The organism is Stenotrophomonas sp. KH_052, from assembly GCF_057838755.1.
Genome location: NZ_CM174475.1, coordinates 970,287 through 987,169, shown reverse-complemented (window position 1 = coordinate 987,169; position 16,883 = coordinate 970,287). Strand labels below are relative to the sequence as shown.

General features: G+C 65.9%; 15 protein-coding genes, 6 tRNA genes and 1 other RNA gene. 6 read left to right on the top strand and 16 right to left on the bottom strand.

The features are described from left to right. Window positions 1-346: 346 nt before the first annotated feature. Window positions 347-664: a DMT family transporter gene (locus AC3ITW_RS04460; RefSeq protein ID WP_004146694.1), complete on the bottom strand. Its 318-nt coding sequence runs from the start codon at window positions 662-664 to the stop codon at window positions 347-349. A gap of 300 nt (window positions 665-964) precedes the next feature. On the opposite strand from AC3ITW_RS04460, the gene ffs reads away from it, so the two are divergent. Then, window positions 965-1,061: signal recognition particle sRNA small type (ffs, locus tag AC3ITW_RS04455), an RNA gene on the top strand. A gap of 106 nt (window positions 1,062-1,167) precedes the next feature. On the opposite strand, the gene AC3ITW_RS04450 is transcribed toward ffs, so the two are convergent. Genes AC3ITW_RS04450 through AC3ITW_RS04440 form a run of 3 tightly spaced genes read right to left on the bottom strand, consistent with a single transcriptional unit; the run spans window position 1,168 to window position 3,070 of the window. Next, window positions 1,168-1,557: a nuclear transport factor 2 family protein gene (locus AC3ITW_RS04450; protein WP_100434122.1), complete on the bottom strand. Its 390-nt coding sequence runs from the start codon at window positions 1,555-1,557 to the stop codon at window positions 1,168-1,170. Further along, window positions 1,554-2,321: an MBL fold metallo-hydrolase gene (locus AC3ITW_RS04445; protein ID WP_012510204.1), complete on the bottom strand. Its 768-nt coding sequence runs from the start codon at window positions 2,319-2,321 to the stop codon at window positions 1,554-1,556. Before AC3ITW_RS04445 ends, AC3ITW_RS04450 begins: the two co-directional genes overlap by 4 nt. Continuing rightward, window positions 2,321-3,070 (bottom strand): 3-deoxy-D-manno-octulosonic acid kinase, encoded by a 750-nt coding sequence (locus AC3ITW_RS04440; protein WP_012510203.1) that lies wholly within the window; start codon window positions 3,068-3,070, stop codon window positions 2,321-2,323. Before AC3ITW_RS04440 ends, AC3ITW_RS04445 begins: the two co-directional genes overlap by 1 nt. A gap of 20 nt (window positions 3,071-3,090) precedes the next feature. Here AC3ITW_RS04440 and AC3ITW_RS04435 point away from each other — a divergent pair, with 20 nt between their 5' ends. Further along, the gene (locus AC3ITW_RS04435; RefSeq protein ID WP_100434121.1) at window positions 3,091-4,137 is read left to right on the top strand and encodes a glycosyltransferase family 9 protein; all 1,047 of its coding nucleotides are present in this window, start codon (window positions 3,091-3,093) and stop codon (window positions 4,135-4,137) included. Window positions 4,138-4,155: 18 nt separating this feature from the next. On the opposite strand, the gene AC3ITW_RS04430 is transcribed toward AC3ITW_RS04435, so the two are convergent. Then, window positions 4,156-4,560 carry a DUF6165 family protein gene (locus AC3ITW_RS04430; protein ID WP_012510201.1) on the bottom strand — a complete coding sequence of 135 codons (405 nt, stop codon included), beginning with the start codon at window positions 4,558-4,560 and terminating at the stop codon, window positions 4,156-4,158. 291 nt (window positions 4,561-4,851) lie between these two features. Between AC3ITW_RS04430 and AC3ITW_RS04425 the strand changes: the two genes are divergently transcribed. Next, complete coding sequence (locus AC3ITW_RS04425; RefSeq protein ID WP_489390084.1) at window positions 4,852-7,866, top strand: autotransporter outer membrane beta-barrel domain-containing protein; 3,015 nt, start codon at window positions 4,852-4,854, stop codon at window positions 7,864-7,866. A gap of 879 nt (window positions 7,867-8,745) precedes the next feature. On the opposite strand, the gene AC3ITW_RS04420 is transcribed toward AC3ITW_RS04425, so the two are convergent. Continuing rightward, a tRNA-Ser gene (locus AC3ITW_RS04420) sits at window positions 8,746-8,836 on the bottom strand. 167 nt (window positions 8,837-9,003) lie between these two features. Between AC3ITW_RS04420 and AC3ITW_RS04415 the strand changes: the two genes are divergently transcribed. Next, entirely contained in the window at window positions 9,004-9,708 is a 705-nt protein-coding gene (locus tag AC3ITW_RS04415; protein WP_004146411.1) for a PP2C family protein-serine/threonine phosphatase, read from the top strand. 69 nt (window positions 9,709-9,777) lie between these two features. On the opposite strand, the gene dnaQ is transcribed toward AC3ITW_RS04415, so the two are convergent. From dnaQ to AC3ITW_RS04400, 3 genes are read right to left on the bottom strand one after another with little or no spacing between them, the layout of a single operon-like run. Beyond that, on the bottom strand, window positions 9,778-10,509 hold the full coding sequence (gene dnaQ, locus AC3ITW_RS04410; RefSeq protein WP_004146409.1) for a DNA polymerase III subunit epsilon: 732 nt from the start codon (window positions 10,507-10,509) through the stop codon (window positions 9,778-9,780). 4 nt (window positions 10,510-10,513) lie between these two features. Continuing rightward, window positions 10,514-10,966 carry a ribonuclease HI gene (rnhA, locus tag AC3ITW_RS04405; protein ID WP_012510199.1) on the bottom strand — a complete coding sequence of 151 codons (453 nt, stop codon included), beginning with the start codon at window positions 10,964-10,966 and terminating at the stop codon, window positions 10,514-10,516. A 13-nt stretch (window positions 10,967-10,979) separates the two neighbouring features. Continuing rightward, window positions 10,980-11,624, bottom strand: coding sequence for a methyltransferase domain-containing protein (locus AC3ITW_RS04400; protein ID WP_012510198.1), 645 nt, complete (start codon window positions 11,622-11,624; stop codon window positions 10,980-10,982). Window positions 11,625-11,635: 11 nt separating this feature from the next. On the opposite strand from AC3ITW_RS04400, the gene gloB reads away from it, so the two are divergent. Both gloB and AC3ITW_RS04390 read left to right on the top strand, forming a co-directional pair. Further along, window positions 11,636-12,400, top strand: a complete 765-nt coding sequence (gloB, locus tag AC3ITW_RS04395) for a hydroxyacylglutathione hydrolase (protein ID WP_100434120.1) — start codon at window positions 11,636-11,638, stop codon at window positions 12,398-12,400. Continuing rightward, window positions 12,397-13,596: a lytic transglycosylase domain-containing protein gene (locus AC3ITW_RS04390; RefSeq protein ID WP_489390083.1), complete on the top strand. Its 1,200-nt coding sequence runs from the start codon at window positions 12,397-12,399 to the stop codon at window positions 13,594-13,596. The genes gloB and AC3ITW_RS04390 overlap by 4 nt, the downstream gene beginning before the upstream one ends. 171 nt (window positions 13,597-13,767) lie before the next feature. On the opposite strand, the gene AC3ITW_RS04385 is transcribed toward AC3ITW_RS04390, so the two are convergent. The 7 genes from AC3ITW_RS04385 to AC3ITW_RS04355 form a co-directional block, all read right to left on the bottom strand. Then, window positions 13,768-15,723 carry a peptidyl-prolyl cis-trans isomerase gene (locus AC3ITW_RS04385; RefSeq protein WP_012510195.1) on the bottom strand — a complete coding sequence of 652 codons (1,956 nt, stop codon included), beginning with the start codon at window positions 15,721-15,723 and terminating at the stop codon, window positions 13,768-13,770. 182 nt (window positions 15,724-15,905) lie between these two features. After that, window positions 15,906-15,982 (bottom strand) — tRNA-Asp (locus AC3ITW_RS04380). Between the two features lie 106 nt (window positions 15,983-16,088). Further along, window positions 16,089-16,165: transfer RNA gene (locus AC3ITW_RS04375), tRNA-Asp, on the bottom strand. Window positions 16,166-16,252: 87 nt separating this feature from the next. Further along, window positions 16,253-16,329 (bottom strand) — tRNA-Asp (locus AC3ITW_RS04370). A gap of 85 nt (window positions 16,330-16,414) precedes the next feature. Next, window positions 16,415-16,491, bottom strand: a tRNA-Asp gene (locus AC3ITW_RS04365). A 26-nt stretch (window positions 16,492-16,517) separates the two neighbouring features. Next, window positions 16,518-16,592, bottom strand: a tRNA-Val gene (locus AC3ITW_RS04360). An 11-nt stretch (window positions 16,593-16,603) separates the two neighbouring features. Then, window positions 16,604-16,876: an HU family DNA-binding protein gene (locus tag AC3ITW_RS04355; RefSeq protein ID WP_004146343.1), complete on the bottom strand. Its 273-nt coding sequence runs from the start codon at window positions 16,874-16,876 to the stop codon at window positions 16,604-16,606. Between the last annotated feature and the right edge of the window lie 7 nt (window positions 16,877-16,883).

Sequence of the window (16,883 nt, the reverse complement as noted above, 5' to 3'; positions counted from 1 at the left end):
CATGAAAAGACCAGATGGCACTGCAGGCAGGTTTTTTGAAGACAATGCGGCCCACCCCAGCTCCCGACACGGGAACAAGGCCTGGCTTCATTAACTTCTGAAAATCTTCACATCTTCACGCGACCGCACCTGAAACAGGCAGGCCAACGTGTCCGCCAAGGCGAAAACTCCCCGATTTCGCATGACGAATGGCGGCACTGTGCGACCGATGGCGCCAGCGGCATGTGAATCACACGCATTATTTTCATGACGCACGTCAAATAAAATGCGTGAAGAAAATCATCTTGCCGAAAATGCATATACCTGCTGCAGGCGGAGATTCCCTTCTCCGCCCAACCAAATGCACTCAGCTGCTCGAGAGTTTCATCAGCACCAGGCCGGAGACGATCAACAGTGCCGCGCCGATCCGCATCGGGCTGACCTGCTCGCCGAGGAAGACGATACCGACCACGAACGCGCCAACCGCCCCGATGCCGGTCCAGATCGTATAAGCGGTACCCAGCGGCAAGCTGCGCATCGCCACCGCAAGCAGCCAGAAGCTGGCGATCATGCCGATGATGGTGACCACGGTGGGCGTGAGTTTGGTGAAGCCTTCGGACTGCTTCATGGACACGGCCCAGACGATTTCCAGCAGGCCGGCGAACAACAGATAGATCCAGGCCATGACAGCCCTCCTCTTGGTAGGGCCAGGCCGTCCTGGTCATTGATTCCCGATGTGGGGGAGGTCGTTCCTCCTGGCCGGCATTCTAGCAACGACGGTTGGCCCGGGCCGTTGCCGGCGGGCACGGGTTACAACCGATTCAGCGCGTGAAGCTGGCGTCGGCGTGCATGCCTGGGCTAGAATACGCCTCTGCCATCGGCCAACCGATGTGCAGTCCGGCTGTGGTCTCCGGCGCGACGCGCGCTGCTTCCCCTGATCCGCGAACTGGCCGCCTTCTGGGCGGCCAACGTCTCTATGGTGGCCCCGTCGGCCCCTCGCGACGCTAGGTCGAAAATCCCGCCAGGGCCGGAAGGCAGCAACGGTATCGATCGACGCGGGCGCCGAGGTCAGCCGGCGGGGCCACCGCCTTTTCGGGCGCTGCCCCACTTCTGGTAGCTGCCAATCTTGGTTGGCGCTTTTCGCCGGGCATGGCCCGGCGCTACCGATGCCCTCAACCCTGCCCGGCGCTACCGCGCCTCAGGCGTGCCCTGGTGGAACACCACCCGCCATTCCTGCGCATGCCTTCGCCACAGCGAACTGCGCAACACCCAGCCCTGGGCCTGGCCATCAACGTGGTAGCGGCTGCGGTAGCGCACCTGTGCCAGGCCATCGGACAGCAGCCACACGGCATAGTCGCCCGATTCAATTTCAACCTCCGCCCGCTCCAGCGGAATCTCCTGCAGCGCAGCGGCACGCCCATAGCAGCGGCCGGAACTGCCGATCTCGCTGAAATCCTCGTCCAGAAGTGCCGCCAGACGCTCGCGGTCACCGCGCACCTGCGGCTCGTGCAGCGCACGCTCCAGCGCTTCCAGTTCGGCGGCCAGCGCCGCATCGGCGGGCCGGCCGGCGCCGCTCACGGTGGGTCCTGGGCCAGGACGTGCGGTGCGGTCGGATTGGCCAGCGGCACGCACTGCCCTGGCTGGGCCACGCGGTGTCCACGCGCGGCCAGCGCCTGACCGTCGGCCTCGCTGGCGTAGTGATAGAGCATCATCCGCGCCTGCAGCTCAGCGCTGTACTCGCGCTCCAGGTCTTCCACGCCGGTATGCGACGGGTTGCCGTGCAGGCCGCAGTCATGCGCGATCAGCTCGTTGTCACCGGCATAGCGCGCCAGCATCTCCGGAATCGGCCGGGTATCGCCGCTCCAAGCCAGCGCACCCTGCAGGCGCAGGCCATAGGCGGTCTCGGGCCAGTGGTGGCGTACCGGGAACACTTCCAGGCGCACGCCCTCGTGCCAAAACGCCTCGCCCACCACGATCAGCTGGAACGCGTCCCAGAAGTTGGCACCGCCCTCGGCCAGCACGTTCGGGTAATCGCCGATGCGCTTGTGCAGCAGAGGCACCACCGGCGCCGGCACGTACAGGCGCACCTTGCCGCGTCGCTGCCCGCTGAAGAAGGTGTCGACGAACAGCCGTTCGAAGCCGGCCACGTGATCCAGGTGCACATGGGTGACGAACAGCGCCTGCGGCATGTGCCCGTAGTGCGCCTTGAACGCGGTCAATCCCTCGCCACCGCAATCGATGGTCAGCCACGGCCGGCCATCGCGCTCGATCACCGACATCGGCGACCCCAGCTCAACCGCCGACGCATTGCCGACGCCAAGGAAACGCAACGACCAGTCCATCAGGTGCCCCGGTTCCAGGCCATGTCATAGGCGCGGCGCAGCCGCACGTAGTCCTTCTGCACGTCTTCCACGCTACGCTCGCCGCGCAGCTTGATCAGCGAGCGCAGCAGGCGCTTCAGGTTACGCTCGCGCCAGGCGGTGGCCGGAATGCGGATCACCCCACGGTCGAAGTCGATCAACCAGCCATGGCCATTGCCATCGAACAGGATGTTGTGCGCGTTGAGGTCGGCATGATCCAGCCCGGCCCGGTGGAAGCGGGCGATCAACCGCCCCGTCTCTTCCCACGGCGCACCACGGCCGGCGACCAGCGCGCGGTCGGCCAGCGAACGCACGCCCTCGATCCGCTCCATCAGGATCGCCGCCCGGTAGCGCAGGCCCTCGCGCATGTAGAACGCCGCCAGGGGCCGGGGTACCGGCAGCTTCTTCTCGCGCAGTGCGCGCATCAGCCGGAATTCGGCGAAGCTGCGGGTCCGGTCTGCGCCGCGCCAGAGGTACTGGTCATGGCTGATTTTCGCCGCCAAGCCGCCGCGCAGGTAGTGGCGCAGGACGCTGGCACCGAACGGCGCATCGATGAACCAGGCGCTGCCACGGCCACCCTCGCCCACCGGCCGGGCCTTGCTGCCCCAGTGCTGGGGCGAGAACAGGTCGGCCTCGGCTTGCCGCAGCCGCTCGCGGTCGAACAGAATGGCCCCGATGCCGCGACCCTCGCGGCATGGCGTCAGCGCTTCATTGGCGTCGAATGCGACCATTTCTTTGAGTCTAACAACACATGGCATCAGCGTCCTCCTCATTGTGCCTCCTGCGCCTGTCCGCACTCGGCGATGTCACCCACGTGGTGCCCTTGGTGCGCACGCTGCAGGCGGCGCGACCGGACACGCCGATCCACTGGATCATCGACAAGGCCGGCCACAAGCTGCTGGACGGCCTGCCCGGCGTGACCTTCCATGCCTACGACAAGAAGAGCGGCATGGCCGGGGTCAAGGAACTGCGCAAGCAGCTGCCACCGGGGCGTTTCGAGGCCCTGCTGCAGATGCAGGTCGCGTTCCGCGCCAACCTGCTGTCGGCGTTCATTCCGGCCGAACGCCGCATCGGCTATGACCGCAGCCGCTCCAAGGACCTGCATGGTCTCTTCATCAACGAACGCATTCCCGACCGCCCCGGCATCCACGTGCTCGACGCCATCGGCAGCTTCTGCGAGCCGATGGGCCTGCGCCAGACCGAGGTCAGCTGGGACCTGGCCGTGCCGCCGGCGGCCCATGAGTGGGCCGCCGCGCAGTGGCAGGACGATGGCCGTCCGGTGCTGATGATCTCGCCGTGCTCCAGCCACGTGCGCCGCAACTGGTACGCCGACCGCTATGCCGCCGTCGCCAACCACGCCGCACAGCGCGGCTGGCAGGTGGTGCTGTGTGGTGGCCGCAGCGAACTGGAGCGCAGCATGGCCGACGCGATCCTGGCGCAGCTGGAAACCCCGGCGCTGGACCTGGTCGGCAAGGACACGCTCAAGCAGCTGCCTGCCCTGCTTGCCCGCGCCAACCTGGTGATGACCCCGGATTCGGGCCCGATGCACATCGCCAACGCGATGGGCGCCAAGGTACTGGGCCTGCATGCGGCCAGCAACCCGAACCGCAGCGGCCCGTATTCCGACCGCCGCTACTGCGTGGACCGCTACGACGATGCCGCGCGCAAGTACCTAGCCAAGCAGGCCTCGGATCTGAAGTGGGGCACCAAGATCGAGTTCGACGATGTGATGGAACTGATCACCGTGGAAGACGGTATCGCTGCGTTCGAGCGCTACGTCGCCGACCACCTGGGGTGAGCGGCAGGCTGCCCCGGATTACGCGCGCTGCGCGTAATCCTGGTACGACTTCTCTTCGACGTAGGCCGAACCCAGCGCCAGGTTGATCGCCTTCTTGATGCGCGCGCGCTCGTCGTTGCGAAGGTAGACGCTGCGCGCCAGATCAATGAAGCCCTGGTCGAACGCCTGCGCCTTCTCCTTCAGGCGGATGTCGTCCTCGATGTCCCACAGCTGCTCGTTGACCGTCTTCAGCTCGGCCCGCAGCCGGGCGATGTCCTTCACCGCCGCCGGGTGCGCCATCCAGGTCTGCTCCAGCGCCGACAGCTCCTTGCGCACGTTGGCCAGCTTGCCTTCGTCGCTGATGCGCTCGGACTTGATCTGCAGGATCGATATCTTGTCCAGCAACTCGCCGAAAGAAACAGGAACAAGGATTTCAGCGGTCATGGGGGCACGCTCCAACAGGTGATGCGCACATGGTAACCCGCGCGGCGCGGACGCTTCGCCTCTTCGTTGCATGGGTCCTCCAGGCAGGACTGGGGGAGAACGCCCTGTCCATCCGTTAGTGATCGGGAGAGACGGCCTGCGTGCCGGACTCTCCCGGCCCGACCCTGACGGACTGGAGCGCGGCACACCCTGCGCTCACGCCGTAACGCGTTGATATCACGCGATATCAGCACGTTCATGCAGCGGGGTAGCGGCGGGACCGCACTTCACCCCTCTGCCGTGGAACTTCGCATGCACCCATTTCCCGCCCTGCCCGCCCACCGCAAAGCCATCCTCGGCAGCGCCCTTCTTGCAGCGCTCCTCGGCATGGCGGCCGCGCCCGCAGCCCGTGCCAGTGCCTTCCATGTGAATGGAGACACGCTTTACTACACCGGCAATGTGCTGGCGACCGACCCCGGTACGCTGGAGGCCTATGTCCTTGCCGCCAAGGCACGCGGCACGCCACTGCGCCAGGTGGTGTTCCGCAACTCACCCGGTGGCGCCGCCTCCGGTGGCGTGGGAATGGGCGCCATCATCCGCCAGCACGGGCTGGATACCGTGTTGGACGGCGGTTGCTACTCGGCATGCGCGGATGCTTTCGTCGCAGGCGTGAACCGGAAGGTGACGCAGTTCGGCCTGCTGCCAGCACATGGCAACTACACCCAGACCGTGCTGGGGATCCATGGTGAATCCGGCCCCAATGGACCCACGCCCTATCCGGGGCAGGACAAGTACATCAAGTATTACCGGGACATGTTCGGCCCCACCGATTTCGCAGTCATCGAAGCACGCATCATCCAGGCCCACTACGAACTGACCCAGCAATCGGGCTTCCTGCGCTATTTCGACCCCACCACCGTGGCCGTGGCCACGCGCTTCTGCCCGACCCGTGACCAGAGCGCTGCAGGCAACTGCACTGAATATCCAGGTGTCACGATGTACAGCGATCGCGTGGTGACCGAGGCCGGCTACGTGATGCCGGGCGATGTCCTCTCCGTCGAGAAGGAGGTGAGTGGGGATCTCAATCCGCATCTGGCGGTTCGCGGTCGCTACACCAACGCGGTCGCCAACCTGCGCTACTTCCAGCAGTCGGCGTCGGACATCCGGCTGGACGATGCCTTCGGGGTCATCCGCATCGGCAAGGGCGGCGTCTGGTCATTGGATACTCCTTCCGCTGCCCAGTACGTGGTCGTGGACGGTGGCACCCTGCGGCTGCAGCAGAATGGCTGGATACATCACGCCGAAGCCATCGGTGCCCGTAATGGTGGCCGGATCGAACTACAGGGCGGCGCGCTGCGCAACCTGACCCTGGTCGAACGTGGCGGTGTACTTGCCGGCCACGGCTCGTTGAATGCCACGATCGACATCAACGAAGGCGGCACGCTGGCACCGTCCGGCATCGTCATGCGCCCCTACTCGCTGGAAGCGCTGGCACCAGGCGGCGACGACGTCTTCACCAGCGAACGCTTCCGGATCGGAAAGGGCCGCTACATCAACCTCAATGACGGTGCGAACCTGGCCTTCCAGGTCGACAGCCAGCGCACCGCACCGTCACTGACGCTGGAAGAGGCACGTTACTTCCTGGTCGAGGAGGACAGGCGATCGAGCGACTACAACCTGATCGGAAACATCAACCGCGCAGTACTGGGCATTGCGCCCACTGCCAGGCTGACGCTGGACGTGAAACAGGCATTCTTCCCTGCAGGGCAGGAGAACCATCTGGTGGGAACCCAGGTGGATTCCGCCGCCCTGCAATTGCCTGTCGCCCCCTGCAGCCCATCCAATGGCGAGTACGCAGGCCTGTGGTGCCGAACGGCTACGCCCGCCACCCTGACCCGCCCGGCTCCGGTATCGGACTTCATCGAAGGACGCTTCCAGTACGTTGAACGCAGTGGCGAAGCGGGGAGCGCGGTTGATCTCACGGCGCCGGGCGCCGTGTTCCGTCCCCGCCACAACTCGCTGCTCAGCTTCACTGTCAACCAGACCGGCAGCGGCCTGTGGCTGACGGCCAATCCTTCCTTCGATGACACCGGCCTGTTCGCCAATGCTCGATCCGGTGATGGGTTGGGCGTTGCTCTGCAACAGGCAGCGGCACAGCGCACGGCATCGATGAGTGGCCTGCTGGGCGCTCTGCAGTTCGCCGACCGCGACGTCATCGCGCGCCAGGCGGGGGCGCTGCGCGGCGATGCGCATGCCAGCCTGCGCCTGGCCGACAACGCACTGGTCGGCAGCATCGGCAACGTGGTGCAGCAGCATCAGGCCGCATCGCGCAGCGGTGGCGATGCCGATGGCCTGGCGGCACAGGCTGCACAGGCGGCGTCGGTGCAATCGGCGATGACCGGCAATCGGCTGTTCAACCAACTGGCGATGCATCTGGTCGCACCATCGGATGCAGGCAACGATACGGACGATACGGGCCGCAACCGTGGTCTCTGGGCGCGGGGTTTCGCCAGCCATGGCCGTATCGAGGGTGACGGCGGTGTCGCCGGCCTGAGCCACACCATCGGTGGCATTGCGCTCGGTGCCGATACCCGCCTCGCAGACGACCGCGTAACACTGGGCGTAAGCCTTGCCGCGGCCGACATGTCGACAAAATCCAGCGGTGGCGCAGGCTTCACTGGCGATGTCCGTGCACTGGATATTGGCGGCTACGTGGATGCGCTCTACTCGCGCGGCTACCTGTCCGCCGCCGTCCGCTACACCGATCTTCGCCACGACACCCGCCGCAGCATCGATGGCATCGACGGCCTGCAGGCCCCCCTGCGCGCGAAATACAACAACGATGCGATCACCGCACGCGTGGAGCACGCGCTCTCCTTCACCACGGGCAAGGGTCTGGTGATCCAGCCGCTGCTGCCAGTGATCGACTACACCCGCACCTCAGCCACGCGCTTCAACGAGGGCCAGGACGCGGCCGCACTGGTCGGCCGCAGTGGCAGCCTGGAGAGCATCCGCGTCGGTGCCGGCCTGCAGTTGTTCAAGACGTTCGAAGGCAACAGCGGCGAGCGCATCACCCCGCGTGCCCGCGTGGTCTGGCAGAAGGAACTGGGCGATACCCAGGCCCGCTACAGCACCGCCTTTGCTGCCGCCCCGGACCTGTTGTTCGGCAGCAGCAGCCAGGTGGTGGGCGAACAGGTGCTGGCCTGGAACCTGGGCGTGACCAGTCGTGCCAGCGAGCGGCTGTCGATCATGGTCGACTACGTGGGCGAGCGTCGTGACGGGCAGTCCCAGAACGGCGTACAGCTGGGGCTGGGCTACAGGTTCTGAGCAGAAGGCATCAATGCCCCATCCACCACGCACGGAACCCTCTGGAGCAACAAGCCCCTCTGTTGAGGGGCTGCCCCGACAGGGGCGGGGAGAGGCAGGCAAAGGGAGGGGCCCACAGGTTGCGCAGCAACGTGTGGGGCGACGCGCAGAGCGCGTCGCGTCCCGCGCCAGATATAGAAAAAGGGCTGCCTTTCGGCAGCCCTCTTCTGTTCCTGCAGAGACAAGGAAGTCATCAATGCCCCATCGACCACGCACGGAACCATCTGGAGCAACAAGCCTCTCTGTTGAGGGGCTGCCCCGACAGGGCGGGGAGAGGCAGGCAAAGGGAGGGGCCCACAGGTTGCGCAGCAACGTGTGGGGCGGCGCGCAAAGCGCGGCGCGTCCCGCGCCAGATATAGAAAAAGGGCTGCCTTTCGGCAGCCCTCTTCTGTTCCTGCAGAGACAAGGAAGTCATCAATGCCCCATCGACCACGCACGGAACCATCTGGAGCAACAAGCCCCTCTGTTGAGGGGCTGCCCCGACAGGGGCGGGGAGAGGCCGGCAAAGGGAGGGGCCCGCAGGTTGCGCAGCAACATGTGGGGCGACGCGCAGAGCGCGTTGCGTCCCGCGCCAGATATAGAAAAAGGGCTGCCTTTCGGCAGCCCTCTTCTGTTCCTGCAGAGACAAGGAAGTCATCAATGCCCCATCGACCACGCACGGAACCATCTGGAGCAACAAGCCCCTCTGTTGAGGGGCTGCCCCGACAGGGGCGGGGAGAGGCCGGCAAAGGGAGGGGCCCACAGGTTGCGCAGCAACGTGTGGGGCGGCGCGCAGAGCGCGTCGCGTCCCGCGCCAGATATAGAAAAAGGGCTGCCTTTCGGCAGCCCTTTTTCTATATCTGGCGGAGAGGGGGGGATTCGAACCCCCGAGGCGCTATAAACGCCTGCCTGATTTCGAGTCAGGTACATTCAACCACTCTGCCACCTCTCCGGGTGGTCCCCGGCGGACCGGGGACGCGCATCATACGAGGAAGTGAGGCCGACGACAAGTCATTGCGGCCAACCCGATGAAAATTTCGCGGGCGCATGCCTTGCCGGATCCCGGCCGCCACCCGATGATGCCTGTCTTCCCCCGCAATACCGCGCCCGTTGCCCACCATGATCGAATTCGGACATCTCACCCATCCCGGCATGCGCCGCGAGCTCAACGAGGACACCTACTACGGTGACAGCGAGCTCGGCCTTTGGCTGGTGGCCGATGGCATGGGCGGGCACGCCTGCGGCGAGGTCGCCAGCGCGCTGGCGCGCGAAACCATCGTGCGCGAGATCCGCCGTGGGGCACCGCTGGCGCAGGCCATCCGTACAGCCGATGAAGAAATCATCCGCGCCTCGCGCCGCCGCAACGACACCCTGCCGATGGGCACCACCGTGGTCGCCGCACGCGTGCACGGCAACCGCTATGAAGTAGCGTGGGTCGGCGACAGCCGTGCCTACCTGTGGCGCGACGGCCAGCTGGCCCAGCTCAGCCAGGACCACAGCGTGGTGCAGGAACTGGTCGCCCAGGGCAACCTGACGGCCGAACAGGCACGCGCGCATCCGCATCGCAACGTGGTCACCCAGGCACTGGGCGTGACCGATCCGGCGCATCTGAACGTGGCCACCACCAGCGGCGAACTGCGCCCGGGCATGCAGCTGCTGCTGTGCAGTGACGGCCTGACCGAGGAAGTGGACGACCGCGGCATCGCGCGCACCCTCGCCTTCGACGACGCCAGCGCGCAGGAATGCGTGGATACGCTGGTCGCGGCCGCGCTCGATGGCGGTGGCCGCGACAACATCAGCGTGATCCTGGTGCGCTGCCACTAACCGGTAGATCCACGCCATGCGTGGATGCGACGCTGCCGGCCAGCGGCCGGCACTACCCCACCCCAGGCATTACGCGCTGGCAGGCTCTTCCACCTTCGGGCCATCCCACAGCGCGTGGCCGGCCTTCTTGCGCAGCCGTTCCAGGCGTGCGGTGTGCGCTTCCAGTTCCGACGGCGTAGCCACCACGCGCGGGCGCGGCAGCAGCTTGCTGGTATCGAAAGCCTGCAATGCCGCACCGGCAGCGCCTGCCTCGTCATCGCCCAACCCGAAACCGATCTCTTCCTGGCCCGAGGTCAGGGCGATGTAGACGTCGCCCAGGATCTGGGCATCGAGCAGGCCGCCGTGCAGTGCGCGGTGCGAATTGTCCACGCCCAGCCGCCTGCACAGCGCATCCAGCGAGTTGCGCTGGCCCGGGAAGCGCTCGCGCGCCATCACCAGGGTATCGATCACCGTGCAGCGGTCGGTGATCTTCCCGTACTGCGGCCCCAGCAACGAAAGCTCATTGTCGAGGAAGCCCAAGTCGAACGCCGCGTTGTGAATGATCAGTTCGGCGCCATCGATGAACGCCAGGAACTCGTCGGCGATCTGCGCGAAGTCCGGCTTGTCATCGAGGAACTCCAGGGTCAGGCCGGTGACTTCCTGCGCGCCCTGTTCAAACTCGCAGTCCGGCTTGATGTACTGGTGGTAGTTGTTGCCGGTCGGTCGGCGCTTGAACAGCTCCACGCAGCCGATTTCGACGATGCGGTTGCCCTTCTTCCACTCCAGGCCGGTGGTTTCGGTATCAAGGATGATCTGACGCATGGGCTCAGTTTACCGGGCTGGAGTCGCGGATCTGGATCGCCGCGTTGCGGGCCAGGGTATCGACCCGCTCGTTGTCCGGGTCGCCGGAGTGGCCCTTCACCCAGCGCCAGTCGATCTGGTGGCGCAGCGTGGCCGCGTGCAGGCGCTCCCACAGCTCGCGGTTCTTCACCGGATCGCCGCCGGCGGTCTTCCAGTTCTTGCGGATCCAGCCGGGCATCCACTGGGTCAGGCCCTGCCGCACGTACTGCGAATCGGTGTAGAGCACGATGTCGCACGGCTCGGTCAGCGTTTCCAGGCCGGAAATGGCCGCCATCAGCTCCATCCGGTTGTTGGTGGTGTGTGCTTCGCCACCGCTGAGCTCTCGCTCATGGCCCTTGTAGCGCAGCAACGCGGCCCAGCCGCCCGGACCGGGATTGCCGAGACAGGATCCGTCGGTATGGATTTCAATGGTTTTCAATACAACTCCAGAATCAGGTAGCAACAGTGCCGTGCCAGCGCACCGGCAGCGGTTTCGGCCCAGGCAGGGCCAGCGTGCGTTTTTCGGCATGGAACAGGCAGGCCGCGCGCAGCGGCGCCCAGCCGCCGGGACGACGGCTGCCGCCGCCCTGCCAGAGCGGGCCGAGGTAGCGCATATCCTCGCACTCCAGGCCATGGCGGCCGAGCAGCAGACGGATCCGCTGCGGCGTGCGCACCACCAGCCCATGCTGGCGCCAGCGCGTGCGGTACGGGCTGAACGGATTGAGGCTGCTCAGCCACAGGTGGCCGCCCGGCATCAACACGCGTTCGCACTCATCCAGCAGCTGGTCGGCATCGGCGGCGACCACATGCTGCAGGACGATGGCGTTGACGCTCTCATTGGCCAGCGGCAATGGCAGGGCGCAACGGGTATCGCCGGCATAGCCCTGCCCCTGCCGGAACAGGCGCAGCCCGCGTCCGCCCAGCTGCGCATCGTCCAGCCAGGCCGCACTTGGTGCGATCCACAGCCACGGCTGCGTCGGCAGCACCGACAGCTGCGGCAGCAGCAACTGCCGCTCCAGCACGCGCAATGCCACCGCCGGTTCGCTGTCGAACCACGGGGCCTGGCTCGCTTGACGGGTGCTCTGCAGCGCGGGCATGGTCCAATTCTATGCGACTGACTGCCCTGACCGCATTTGCGGACAACTACATCTGGATGCTGATCGACGACGATGGTGCGGCCGTGGTCGTCGATCCCGGCGACGCCGCGCCGGTGCTCGCGCTGGCCGACCAGGGCGTGCGCGTGGACAGCATCCTGCTCACCCACCACCACGATGACCACATTGGCGGCGTGCCCGCACTGCAGGCGCGTTTTCCCGGCGTGCGGGTGATCGCGCCGGTCGAGGAGCGCATCCCGACGGCGACCGAACGGGTGGGCGAAGGTGAACGCGTTCAGGCACTGGGCCGGATGTTCCACGTACTATCCGTGCCCGGGCATACCCGCAGCCACATCGCGTTTCACACTGCTGAACACCTTTTCAGCGGAGATTCGTTGTTCAGCCTGGGCTGTGGGCGCCTGTTCGAAGGTACGCCGTCCCAGCTGCTGGCATCGATGCTGAAGCTGGGTGCCCTGCCCGCGCAACTGCTGCTGTGTTGCGCTCATGAGTACACCGTGTCAAATGCCGTCTTCGCGCGGCATGTCGACCCCGCCAACGCTGCCCTGTGGCAGCGCCAAGAGGAGGCTTTGGCCATGCGCCGCGATGACCGTTCCACCCTGCCGGTAACCCTGGCCAACGAATTCGACTGCAATCCCTTCCTGCGTGTGCACACGGCGCCGATCCGTGCGTCGGTGTCGGCACACCTGGGCCGTCACGTCGTTGACGACGTCGACGTGATGGCCGGTCTCCGGCATTGGAAAGACGGCTTCCGCGCATGATGCGCCGAAGTCTGCCGCTGGCCCTGGGGCTTGTCCTGGGGTTGGCCGGAACCGCGGGCGCGCAGTCGCTGGGCGCCGGCATCAGCCAGAACCTGACCGCCGCTGCGGCGCTGCCGCTGGATCCGTCCGCGCTGCCTGCGCCCTCGGTGCGCAACGGCCAGGAGATCTTCACCAGTTTCCGCGACGGCCTGGCCGAGCCCAGCTGCGATGCCGAGGCCACCAGCCCGCGCTGGCAGAAGCAGTTCGCCCACGCGCCTTCCCGCCTGGCCAACCAGGATGACGACGCACTGGTGCTGTTCGGTTACGTGGTTGAAGAACTGCGCAAGGCCAACCTACCGACCGAATTCGCCCTGATTCCCTTCGTGGAAAGCGGCTACCGGCCCAATGCGCGCAACGGCAGCGGCCCGACCGGCCTGTGGCAGTTCATCGCCACCACCGCACGCAACCATCGCGTGCCGATGGCCAACGGCTATGACGGCCGCCTCTCAGCGGTCGATTCGACCCAGGCCGCGGTGCGTTACCTCAAGACCCTGCACGGCATGTTCGGCGGCGACTGGCGCCTGGCCACCATGGCCTACAACGCCGGCGAGTACCGCGTGCTGCAGTCGCTGCGCAAAGCGGGCATGAATGCGCAGAACGCCAAGCCATCGGCGCTGCCCGGCCTGTCGCCGGTCACCTATGCCTACGTCGAGAAGCTGCATGCCCTGGCCTGCGTGCTGGAAGACGTGGAAGACCAGCCCCGCGTGATGGCTTCGCTGGACCGCACCGTCCCGGTGCTGAAGGACCACACCCTGCCGGCCGGCACCAGCGTGCAGCAGTGGGCCTCACAGCGTGCCCTGGATCCGGCCAGGATCGCCCGCCTCAATCCCGCCCTGGCAGGCGGTGGCCGCGCCTCCGGCACCACCCGCGTGCTGGCGCCGGTCTCGGCCGCCAATGCGACAGTGGCAGAGACTGCCACCGCGCTGGTCGCCAGCGCCGTGCCGGTCGCCGCAGCCGCGCCGACACCGCAGGTGGCCAAGACCGTCGCGGCCATCGCCGACCGTCCGCGCAGCCGTCGCCACACCGTGCGGAATGGCGAGTCGGCCTGGACCATCGCCCGCCGCTACGGCATGCCGGTCAAGGCCCTGCTGTCGCTGAATGGCCTGAGCGGCAGCAGCGTGCTGAAGCCGGGCGCGGTACTGCGCGTCGAAGACTGACGGCCCCAACACCGCGGTATCTGCTCTCTGTAGAGTCGAGCCATGCTCGACTTCCGCTCGCGGGATGGTCGGCGCAAAAAGCAGTCGAGCATGGCTCGACTCTACATAGCCGCAAGCACAAAAAAAGGCCCGGCATTGCCGGGCCCTCTTCGATCCTGCTCGCCGCGAGGCTTACAGGTTCGCTTCGGTGGTCTGGATCACGAACTTCTTGCGCATCGCCTCGATGTAGGCCTTGGCTGCGGCCATGCCGTCGATCTGGCTCAGCTGGTCCTTCAGCTGCTTCTGCTGCTCGGCGGTCACTTCCTTGATGTCGCCCGGATTGACCTTGTTCACTGCGAACAGCAGCGCGTGGCCGTTGACGTCAACCTTGCCGTAGCTCGGCTTGCCTTCGGCCGGGACCGGTGCGCTGAAGATCGCGCGATTGATTTCCGGGGTCGGCACCGGCTGGCTGCGCGGCAGGCCCGGCATCGGGCTCAGCTGCAGCTTCTCGCTGGCGGCCAGCGACTGCAGTGTGGCGCCCGCCTTCAGCTTGGCCAGCACGGCGTCGGCCGCCTTGTCGCTGGCCTGGCGCTGGCGGTCGGCGCGGATCGCGGCGATTACCTGCTCGCGGGCCTTGTCCAGTGGCATCGCTTGTTCCGGGGTGTGTGCAGCCACGCGGATAACCACACTGTGGTTGGTGGCGCCACCCAGAGCGATCGGGTCGCTGGCGGTGCCGTCCTGCACCAGCACGTCGGAGAACGCGGCACGCAGCACGGCCGGATCGGTGGCAATACCGCTGGCGGTGGCACGGGTGATCGGGCCCAGAGTCTGCAGCGGCAGGTTCACTTCCTTGGCCGCAGCGGCCAGATCGCTCGGGCTCTTGTTGATGGCGTCGACCAGGCGACCAGCCAGCTCGTTGAAGCCGCGCTCGCCGTCGGCCTTCAGCTGCTCTGCGGCGAGCGTGTCACGCACTTCCTCGAACGACTTGCCTTCGCCACCGCGCACGGCGGCGACCTTGATGATGTGGTAACCGAAGTCGGTCTTCACCGGGCCGATCACGTCACCCGCCTTGGCGGCGAACAGGGCGTCTTCGAACGGCTTGACCATTGCGCCACGCTCGACCCAGCCCAGGTCACCGCCCTGCTCCTTCGAACCCGGATCTTCCGAGTTGGCCTTGGCCAACGCGGCGAAGTCGGCGCCGGCAGCCTTGGCCTCGGCAGCGATCTTGTTCGCCTTGGCTTCGGCACCGTCACCGGTCAGCAGGATGTGCGAGGCCTGGCGCTGTTCCGGCGAGGTGAACTTCGCCTTCTCGTCTTCATAGCGCTTGCGCAGGGTGGCTTCGTCGGCCGCGGTCGGCGCCGGCAGGTTGCCACCATTGATCTCGACGTACTCCAGCGACACGCTCTCGGCCTGGCGGAAATCCTTGCCATGGCTGTCGTACCACTGCTTGATCTGCGCGTCGGTGACCGGCGCGGTATCGGCCGGCACTTCCGGCAGCGCGGCCAGCTCGACGTCGCGGGTTTCACCCAGCAGCTTCAGCAGGCGCTCGGTTTCGGCCTGGGTGACGAAGCCGGAGTTCTGCAGGCCGGAAGGAATCACCGACTGCTGCAAACTCTCACGCACCAGTTCCTGGAACTGGGTGGGGGTACGCGGCGGATTGCCGCCGGCCAGGGCCAGGCGATAGTTGTTCTCGTTGAACTTGCCGTTCGAATCGAGGAAGGCCGGGATGGTGGTGATGTACTCACGCACCGCGCCATCGCCGATCACGACACCGGCCTGCTCGCCGACCAGGCGCACGACCTGCTCATCGATCAGCTGATCGAGCACGGCCATCTTGCTTTCATTGCTTTCGAACGCGCGCGGGTCGAAGTTCTCGCCCTGCTGCTGGCGCTCGCGCATGCGCTCCTGTTCGAAGCGGGTGCGGAAATCCTGCGCACTGATCTCATGGTGCTGCCACAGCATCCGCACCGGCCACCACGACGGGGCCGAACGCCACCAGGTCGGAGGCGCGGAAACCTTGGCCACGTTCTGTGCGCCAACGCCACCCAGGTAGCTGTTGTCGATCACGAACAGGAACGGAATCATCAGCAGCCCCAGGATCACAGTGACGATCCAGCCTGAGGTCTTGTCGCGGAGTTTCTGCAGCATGGTGAGGAATCACAAGGCCTGATTGGCGAGCCCGGCAGTGTAACCCGCTTCGCCGCAGGGACCAAAAGCAGCCCCGGCGCGGCCTGCGCCGATCCCCGCAGACCTGCGCCGTCAGCACATCGGCAGGCCTGCCGCACGTCACAAAGAAAAAGCCCCCGGCTTGCGCCGAGGGCTTTTAAAGTTGGCGGAGCGGACGGGACTCGAACCCGCGACCTCCGGCGTGACAGGCCAGCATTCTAACCAGCTGAACTACCGCTCCGCGCTGAAACTTTGCAGGTGCCCAGTATATCCGAAGAGACCCTGGAAACCCAGCCCGATGAACACTTTTTTCAAAGTTTTTTCACAGGGACTTAAGAATTCTGCAATGGCGGAGCGGACGGGACTCGAACCCGCGACCTCCGGCGTGACAGGCCAGCATTCTAACCAGCTGAACTACCGCTCCGTTCTTGCAAAAACCTTTTCGTCTTCCTCCTGGACCTGCCGGGGAGAAGACAAGGCCCCCAGCTTTCGACCGGGGGCCTCGATGTAATGGCGGAGCGGACGGGACTCGAACCCGCGACCTCCGGCGTGACAGGCCAGCATTCTAACCAGCTGAACTACCGCTCCGCATTGTTACCCTTTTTTGTTTTCTGCCCGATCTGGACCGGGGAGAAAACAAAGCCTCCAGCTTTTGGCCGGAGGCCTCGTTGAATGGCGGAGCGGACGGGACTCGAACCCGCGACCTCCGGCGTGACAGGCCAGCATTCTAACCAGCTGAACTACCGCTCCACACTCAAACTTTTACCGCGGTGCTGTGGTGGGTGCTGAGGGTTTCGAACCCCCGACCCTCTCCGTGTAAAGGAGACGCTCTACCGCTGAGCTAAGCACCCCAGCGAGCCGCTTAGTTTACAGCATCCTTCAGGGCCTTACCAGCCTTGAACGACGGATTCTTCGAAGCAGCGATCTTGATGGTGTCGCCGGTCTTCGGGTTGCGGCCGGTGCGGGCAGCACGGTCGCGGACCTGGAAGGTACCGAAGCCAACCAGGGTGACCGCATCGCCGTCCTTCAGCGCCTTGGTGACGGCAGCAACGACGGCATCGACAGCGCGGCTGGACTCGGCCTTGGTCAGGTCGGCAGCTTCAGCAACGGCATCGATCAATTCGGTCTTGTTCATTCTCTAC

Excerpts from the sequence above, each read along its gene's own strand:
- AC3ITW_RS04460 (WP_004146694.1), bottom strand. The coding sequence starts at position 664 with ATGGCCTGGATCTATCTGTTGTTCGCCGGCCTGCTGGAAATCGTCTGG.
- AC3ITW_RS04445 (WP_012510204.1), bottom strand. The coding sequence starts at position 2,321 with ATGGACTGGTCGTTGCGTTTCCTTGGCGTCGGCAATGCGTCGGCGGTT.
- AC3ITW_RS04440 (WP_012510203.1), bottom strand. The coding sequence starts at position 3,070 with ATGGTCGCATTCGACGCCAATGAAGCGCTGACGCCATGCCGCGAGGGT.
- AC3ITW_RS04435 (WP_100434121.1), top strand. The coding sequence starts at position 3,091 with ATGGCATCAGCGTCCTCCTCATTGTGCCTCCTGCGCCTGTCCGCACTC.
- AC3ITW_RS04430 (WP_012510201.1), bottom strand. The coding sequence starts at position 4,560 with ATGACCGCTGAAATCCTTGTTCCTGTTTCTTTCGGCGAGTTGCTGGAC.
- AC3ITW_RS04425 (WP_489390084.1), top strand. The coding sequence starts at position 4,852 with ATGCACCCATTTCCCGCCCTGCCCGCCCACCGCAAAGCCATCCTCGGC.
- AC3ITW_RS04415 (WP_004146411.1), top strand. The coding sequence starts at position 9,004 with ATGATCGAATTCGGACATCTCACCCATCCCGGCATGCGCCGCGAGCTC.
- dnaQ (WP_004146409.1), bottom strand. The coding sequence starts at position 10,509 with ATGCGTCAGATCATCCTTGATACCGAAACCACCGGCCTGGAGTGGAAG.
- AC3ITW_RS04400 (WP_012510198.1), bottom strand. The coding sequence starts at position 11,624 with ATGCCCGCGCTGCAGAGCACCCGTCAAGCGAGCCAGGCCCCGTGGTTC.
- gloB (WP_100434120.1), top strand. The coding sequence starts at position 11,636 with ATGCGACTGACTGCCCTGACCGCATTTGCGGACAACTACATCTGGATG.
- AC3ITW_RS04390 (WP_489390083.1), top strand. The coding sequence starts at position 12,397 with ATGATGCGCCGAAGTCTGCCGCTGGCCCTGGGGCTTGTCCTGGGGTTG.
- AC3ITW_RS04385 (WP_012510195.1), bottom strand. The coding sequence starts at position 15,723 with ATGCTGCAGAAACTCCGCGACAAGACCTCAGGCTGGATCGTCACTGTG.
- AC3ITW_RS04355 (WP_004146343.1), bottom strand. The coding sequence starts at position 16,876 with ATGAACAAGACCGAATTGATCGATGCCGTTGCTGAAGCTGCCGACCTG.